7 protein-coding genes are annotated in these 6,610 nt (G+C 20.6%); 2 read left to right on the forward strand and 5 right to left on the reverse strand.

Annotated elements, in window-relative coordinates; translation table 25 throughout:
* Positions 1-198: 198 nt before the first annotated feature.
* The 4 genes from VAMP_RS05435 to VAMP_RS05450 all read right to left on the reverse strand — a co-directional run bounded on the left by VAMP_RS05435 (position 199) and on the right by VAMP_RS05450 (position 5,133).
* Positions 199-870: a M48 family metallopeptidase gene (locus VAMP_RS05435; RefSeq protein ID WP_213349926.1), complete on the reverse strand. Its 672-nt coding sequence runs from the start codon at positions 868-870 to the stop codon at positions 199-201.
* Positions 871-951: 81 nt separating this feature from the next.
* The gene (locus VAMP_RS07225) at positions 952-4,005 is read right to left on the reverse strand and encodes a type I restriction endonuclease subunit R (RefSeq protein ID WP_213349927.1); all 3,054 of its coding nucleotides are present in this window, start codon (positions 4,003-4,005) and stop codon (positions 952-954) included.
* Between the two features lie 14 nt (positions 4,006-4,019).
* Complete coding sequence (locus VAMP_RS05445; RefSeq protein WP_213349928.1) at positions 4,020-4,400, reverse strand: hypothetical protein; 381 nt, start codon at positions 4,398-4,400, stop codon at positions 4,020-4,022.
* On the reverse strand, positions 4,393-5,133 hold the full coding sequence (locus VAMP_RS05450; protein WP_213349929.1) for a type II toxin-antitoxin system antitoxin SocA domain-containing protein: 741 nt from the start codon (positions 5,131-5,133) through the stop codon (positions 4,393-4,395). The genes VAMP_RS05445 and VAMP_RS05450 overlap by 8 nt, the downstream gene beginning before the upstream one ends.
* Positions 5,134-5,597: 464 nt before the next feature.
* Between VAMP_RS05450 and VAMP_RS05455 the strand changes: the two genes are divergently transcribed.
* Both VAMP_RS05455 and VAMP_RS05460 read left to right on the forward strand, forming a co-directional pair.
* On the forward strand, positions 5,598-5,813 hold the full coding sequence (locus VAMP_RS05455) for a hypothetical protein (RefSeq protein WP_213349930.1): 216 nt from the start codon (positions 5,598-5,600) through the stop codon (positions 5,811-5,813).
* A gap of 17 nt (positions 5,814-5,830) precedes the next feature.
* Entirely contained in the window at positions 5,831-6,004 is a 174-nt protein-coding gene (locus tag VAMP_RS05460) for a hypothetical protein (RefSeq protein ID WP_213349931.1), read from the forward strand.
* A 55-nt stretch (positions 6,005-6,059) separates the two neighbouring features.
* Here the strand turns inward: VAMP_RS05460 and VAMP_RS05465 are convergent.
* The coding region (locus VAMP_RS05465) for a hypothetical protein (protein WP_213349932.1) at positions 6,060-6,610 on the reverse strand (551 nt) is incomplete at its 5' end.

The following is a 6,610-nucleotide window of genomic DNA, read 5'->3' on the forward strand; positions in this document are numbered from 1 at the left end:
ATATTAAAATATATTTTTTTGTAGTATACTTTTTAAAATTTAAACTTATTATTACTTTTTTTATTATTTTTGTCTTTTATTATTTTAAGTGGTGCTAATAATCATAATATGTTTATTAAAAAAAGTACTTGCAAAACTTATATAGAAATTAAAAAAGAAACGAAAAACACAGGGAAAATATGAAAATTTTTCTAATATTTACAAAACTAATTCTCATCAATTTCTTTTTAGCCATTCTTTATGATTTTGGTAATCAGGCATATATTTATAAACTAAATCCCAAAATTTTGGAGAATGATTTTTTTCTTTTGTATGACAAAGTTCATGAATTATAATATATTCAATAACTGAAACAGGAGCCAACATAATTTTCCAGTGAAAATTTATATTATTATTTGAAGTACAAGATCCCCATCTATTTCATAAATCTTTTATAGATATTTTATTTATTTCAAATCAGTTTTCTTCTGCCAAAAGTTTAACTCTAGGAAATATTTTTTTATTAAATCTTTTTTTGTACCGTTCTACAAAAATTTTTTTTCAATTAAAAATATATTTTTTATTTAACTCAAAAGAATTTTTATAAAATCTTAATTGAAAATCAACATTTTCTACTAATTTAAGTTTATACATTCTTCATAAATAATAAAATCATTCTCAATTTACAAATTCTCTATTTTTGAAAGAATATGATAAACATTTTTTTTCTTCAAGTTTGGTATATATCCATAATTGTTTTTTATCAAAAAAATCTTTAATTTGTTCATCACTTGCTTGATTAGGAGCTTTAATAATAATATTATTATTTCTTTCTATTGTGACACAAATTGTTTTTCTTTTTGATTTTATTATTTCATAATTTAAATTCATATGTCACTAAATTATTTATCTAAATGATAAGCAAGATTTAATAAGTTTTCTATTAAATTATTTTTTAATTCAATATTTTCTTTAGATATTTTTTATCAATCAAGATTTATTAATTAAATCATTTATTTCAAGTCTTACTTTATCTTGAGATCATTCATCATTCCAAAAATTTACAATTTTTAATTTTTTACTAAAAATTTCATAAATTTCAATAGTTAATTTCATTAATTTTTGATTTTGTTCTTGATTTATTTCTTTTTTTTCAAAAATATTATTTTTGATAATATCAAAATATGGTATTTGATTATTGTTTAATCATTCAATATTTTCATTAGGTCTTTTCATAATATCTTGCAAAACTTCTTCCAAATCTTCAATCATTTTTTCCCAATTATTTTTTTGGTCTTGTATTATTTCTTGCAACTTATCAGATAATGTTTTGAAAAATTCTGGGTCTTTTTCAAAATTTTCAGATATATGATATCTAATTGCATGTTCCATCTCGGAAGCTTTTGATTTATTAGATTTTATTCAATTTATAAATTTATCAAAATCATCATCCATAATAGAAATAGGAGGAATATTTGGATCTATTCATTGACTTGTAATGTATTTATCTATAAGTTTTTTTACTTTTTTTCAAGTTCATATTATATTCAATTGATTGTCTCTATATCTATTTTTGGCAGAAAACAAAATAAATCAAAATGCCTTGTAATTATTTATATATTTCAAAATCGCTTTATCTGGACTTACTATATCAATACTTTTTGATAATTTTCTATATGCAACAGTAAATTTTGCTCTCAAACTTACATCTTCAAGTAAATCAATACATAAATCAATATCTTCATTTGTATCAAAACTTTTAATTCAATTTTCTTCAAAAATTTGTACTACTTTTCTATATTTTTCATCTAATCTTGGAATTTCTTCATCCAAATTAATCATAGCTCACTTAATATCATTATCTGAAAATATTTCAAGTGCTTCTTTTAGATTATTTGCAATTCAATAATAATCTACCAAATATCAACAATTTTTTCAACTTGCAGTTCTGTTTACTCTAGCAATAGTTTGCAATAAATTATGTTCAATTAATTTTTTATCCAAAAATAAAACTTGTTCAATAGGTGCATCAAATCAAGTCAAAAGCATATCTGTAACTATTATTATTCATAAACTACTTTTTTTATTTTTGTCTTTATTTTCAAAAGGTTTTTTGAAGTTTTCTATTTGTGTTTTGTGAATTACAGAGTTAGTATATTTTTTATAAAATTCTTCATCATTATGATTACTTGATATAATTACAGTAGTTTCAAGTTCTTTCAATATTTCTAAATCAATAAAATCTTTATTTTTCAAATTTGAAATTCAATTTTTTATTTTTTCAATCTCTTGTTTTATTGCCTTATCAAGATATTTTTTGTATAATATTGCTGATTTTCTACTATTTACAACTACTTGAGCTTTGAATCAGTTGATAAATATCTTATCAATATAATATTGTATCATATCATTAGCTTTTTGTTCAATAATTTCTGGAGCATCAAGATAATTTTGTTTATTTCAATATTTTTTTAATATAGCTTGTCTTTCTTCATCTGTATAATCTTTAAACATATCAATAAATTCTTTATCCATTGCTTGTTTATCTTTTATAATATCTTGAGAAGTTCTTCATTCATAAATAATTTGGACTGTAGCTCAATCTTTTACAGCTTGTTCTATAGTATAAGTATCAATATATTCTCAAAATATTTCATGGGATTTTTTTCTTAATTTTCAAGTAATTATTGGTGTACCAGTAAATCAAATTTTAATAGCATTTGGCAGTGCATTTGATAAATTTGCTCATAAAGTTCAATCTTGACTTCTATGTGCTTCATCTATAAGTAATAAAATATTTGGACTATTGTTTAATTCTGTAAGTAATTTAGTTTCTTTTACATATTTATCAGGATTTTCATTATCTTTGGATTGAAATTTGTGTATCATTGCATTTACTATATTTGAATCATCGCTTGATATTTCTTTTAATATATTTTTAATATTATTATCTTTGTTATTTTTGGGATAAATAGTTTCTCAAATAGTTTTTGCTGTTTCTCAAATTTGTCTTTGTAAATCTGTTCTATCTGTAAGAAAAATAATTTTAAATTTTTTTCATTCTTTTGTTTTTCTAAATTTCCTAATCAAAAAAATCATAGTAAGAGATTTACCACTTCCTTGAGTATGCCAAATAATTCAACCTTTTTGTTCTTGAGATAAAGATTTATTAGTAAGTTTATTTATTGCTTTATTTACAGCTCTATATTGTTGATATCTACACAATATTTTTATTTTTCTTCATTTATCATCACTTTTAAATACTATAAAATTATTTATAATATCAAGAATATTTTCTTTTTTCAAAACTCATTTTATAAGAATATTTTGAGAATTATCATTTTTTTCTAAATCTTTCCATTCAAGATAATGTTCAGCATTTGCTTTTATAGTTCATATTCTTGTTTCTTGTCTACTTGTTGCAATCAATAATTGATTAAAATAAAATAATTTTTCATTTCATTCATTATTTTCTGCTCATCTATCATTTTGATATCTTTTGAGTTGATAAATAGCTTCTTCTATAGCTTCACTAATTTTTGGTGATTTGCATTCTACTATTCATATAGGAATTCAATTAATAAAAAGTGTAATATCTGGAATTATATGTTTTTCTGTTCAAGGAATATTTACTTTGTATTGACTAATAGCTGTAAAAATATTATTTTCTAGATTATCAAAATCTATAATTTTTACACTGGGACTTTTTTCTCAAGTAATTCTATTTTGATCAACATTTAATCAATTAAGTAATATATCAGTTGCTTGTTCATTTGCTTCAAAAAGATTTGTTTTATTTATTTTTTTTAATTCTCAAAAAATTTCTTCAATTTGATCAGTTTCCAAAAAAGAATTTATTTTTTTTATAGATTTTGTAAATAAATCTTCAATCAATATTTCTTTAAAACTTTGTCTAAAAGTAATATTTGCATCATCTTTATTTCAATATACAATATTCCAACCTAAATTTTGTAATTGTTCTAAAAAAGGTTTTTCTACATACAAATCCTCATTATAGTGAGCCATAGTTTACTTGTTATTTATTTATTTAAATTATTTCAATAATATTTTTTAATTCTATCTATGTTATGATTTTCTTTTATATTTTTATGATAAATTTCTATTAAATCAAGTTCAATTAAATCTATCTCTTTTTTATCTTCTTTGTAAGCATAAACTAACCTTAATGATTTATTGTCTTTTAAGCTTTTACAAGGAAATTTTCTAACTTTCATAATAGGTATTTTAACTTCTTTTCATAGATCAGAAATTTGAATTATATTATCTCAATATCCTTTTGGATATCTTTCAATTGCTAATTTTACAATATCTAAGTCATCTTTTAATGATGGGTATTTCTTTTGAAGTTTTTTAAATTCCTTTTTAAACTCTTCAAGTTTATTATATAAAAAATTAGTCATTATTCTCAGATTTACTAATATACTCTCAACTTCTCATATGTGCTAATTGGTAAGGTATCTTATCTCATATATTTTTTGTTGATATGTATGGCATATCATTGTGAGAATAATCACTTACTTGTTTTGCATTCATATTTGATAATTTTTCTATTACATTATCAATAATTTCTATCTCTAATCAATTGAAAACACTTAAATCATATCTTATATTTGGTATAAATCTTATTTGTTTATATCATTTAAATTCTGTTTCTAATTTTTCTATTTGTTTATCATCTTCCATTTGTGTTAGTACATCATCAATATCTTTTGGAACAGGTCATCTTGGTAGTTTTATATAATCTTGATTAGATATATTTTCCCACTTATTTTCATAGTAATTAAAATCACTAAAGTATAATAATTTATTTAATACTGTTTTTCATATATTTGGCTTTTGTCAGCACTTTGTTAATATATAAAGTATAAGATTTTTAAATTTTTTATGGTCATCATCTTCTTTTATCTTTTTATATTCTTCTTTTTTTGTTCAGTCTAAAAGTTCATCTTCATCAACCTCAAAAAGATTAGCTATCTGTAATAGTAATTTATCACCTTTTTTTAGTATTCTTTTATCATTTTCAATATTTGCAAGACTAACTCTATTTATTTCAAGATAATTAGCTATCTGTTCTTGTGTTAATTTTGAATCTTTTCTAAGTTCAGTTATCTTTTCTCATAGTGTTTTAGTCATTTTTTAAAATAATATATTAAATTACTTAGTAATAGTAATTATTTCATTACAAAAATCAAGTATTTTGTAAGCTATTTTTATATTATTATATTACATTATTATATAATTGTGTAATGTTGTATGATTATGTATTTTTCAAGACTTTTTTATACTTTTCAAGACTTTTTTATACTTTTCAAGACTTTTTTATACTTTTCAAGACTTTTTATATTTTTGTTTTTTGTTACAAAAAAGTACATTTATATATTGATTTTGTTAATGAAATCCTTATATAATAATTACATTTATCTATTAAACAAAATTATATGAAAATTTGCACATAAAAAAAACTCCCTTTAAGTAAAGGAGTTCTTTATATACATTTAATTTAAGAAGTTAAAGAAATATAAAGTTTTTGAACTATTTTTCAAGAGATTTTGAGGTTATAATAATCTCTTAATTCTTTATATTTTAAATTAAATAATATGGAAAATATAAACATATATTGATTATTACTTATAATAATAATCATTATAGTATGATTAAATTCTATAGATAAAAGAATAATGGCTATTACTTGATTTACATTAATGATAATTTGATTATTATGAACCTTTATTTTTTGAATAAATAATTTATGTTCTACTATGATGATATCTTGATGAATAGCAGTGTGAATATCTTGAAAAAAACTTTTATAATTTAAATTAAAAACAATATGGCAAAAAATAAACCATACTGAGATAATGCTAGAAAAGGTGCAGTAAAAGATAGAACTCAGTTTTTTAATGAACAAACTAATCTTTGGACAAAAAGAGATACAGAAAATTGACAATTCCTTGATAATAAAACATCTTGAGGAAAGTTTAAATGAGTTAGAAAAGAGAAATAAAATAACTTGTAATCTATAAATAAAAAAAGAGACTTTAATTTAGTCTCTTTTTTTATTATTTAAATCTAATTCTAACACTTTGTTTTATTTTAGGATTTGTATATTCTATGATATACCTACATATAAGTTCTAAAATCTTATTAATTTTAATTATTTCAAAATAAGATGTTCAATAGTTATGTAATATAATATCATCTTTATTTCATCAATGTGCTATTCAGCATCTTCAGTATTTATATACTTTTTCTCAAACATCTTCTCATTTTTTTTCTAGTTGTTTGATATATTGTTTAACTGTTCTTTTCCAAATTGTTACCTGATTTTCAATTTTGTTTTCATCAAGATGTTTTCTTATTGGAATAGGAATATATTTATAGTTTAAAGATTTTCATATCATATAATTTATATATTCTTTATATTGATTAATCTTTTTTCATTTTTTACTGTAAGAATAGTTATATCAAAAAATCTCTAAATTATGAAATGCATATTCAATTATTCTAAACAAAAAAACACATTTTGATAATGGTTCAGGTTGTTTTATAGAAGTATGATATAATGATAATAATATTGGATTATGTATTTTATTAAAATTAACTATATAAT

Origin of the sequence: Candidatus Vampirococcus lugosii (assembly GCF_018420025.1) — a bacterium.
Classification (GTDB): Bacteria; Patescibacteriota; Gracilibacteria; order Absconditabacterales; family Absconditicoccaceae; genus Vampirococcus; species Vampirococcus lugosii.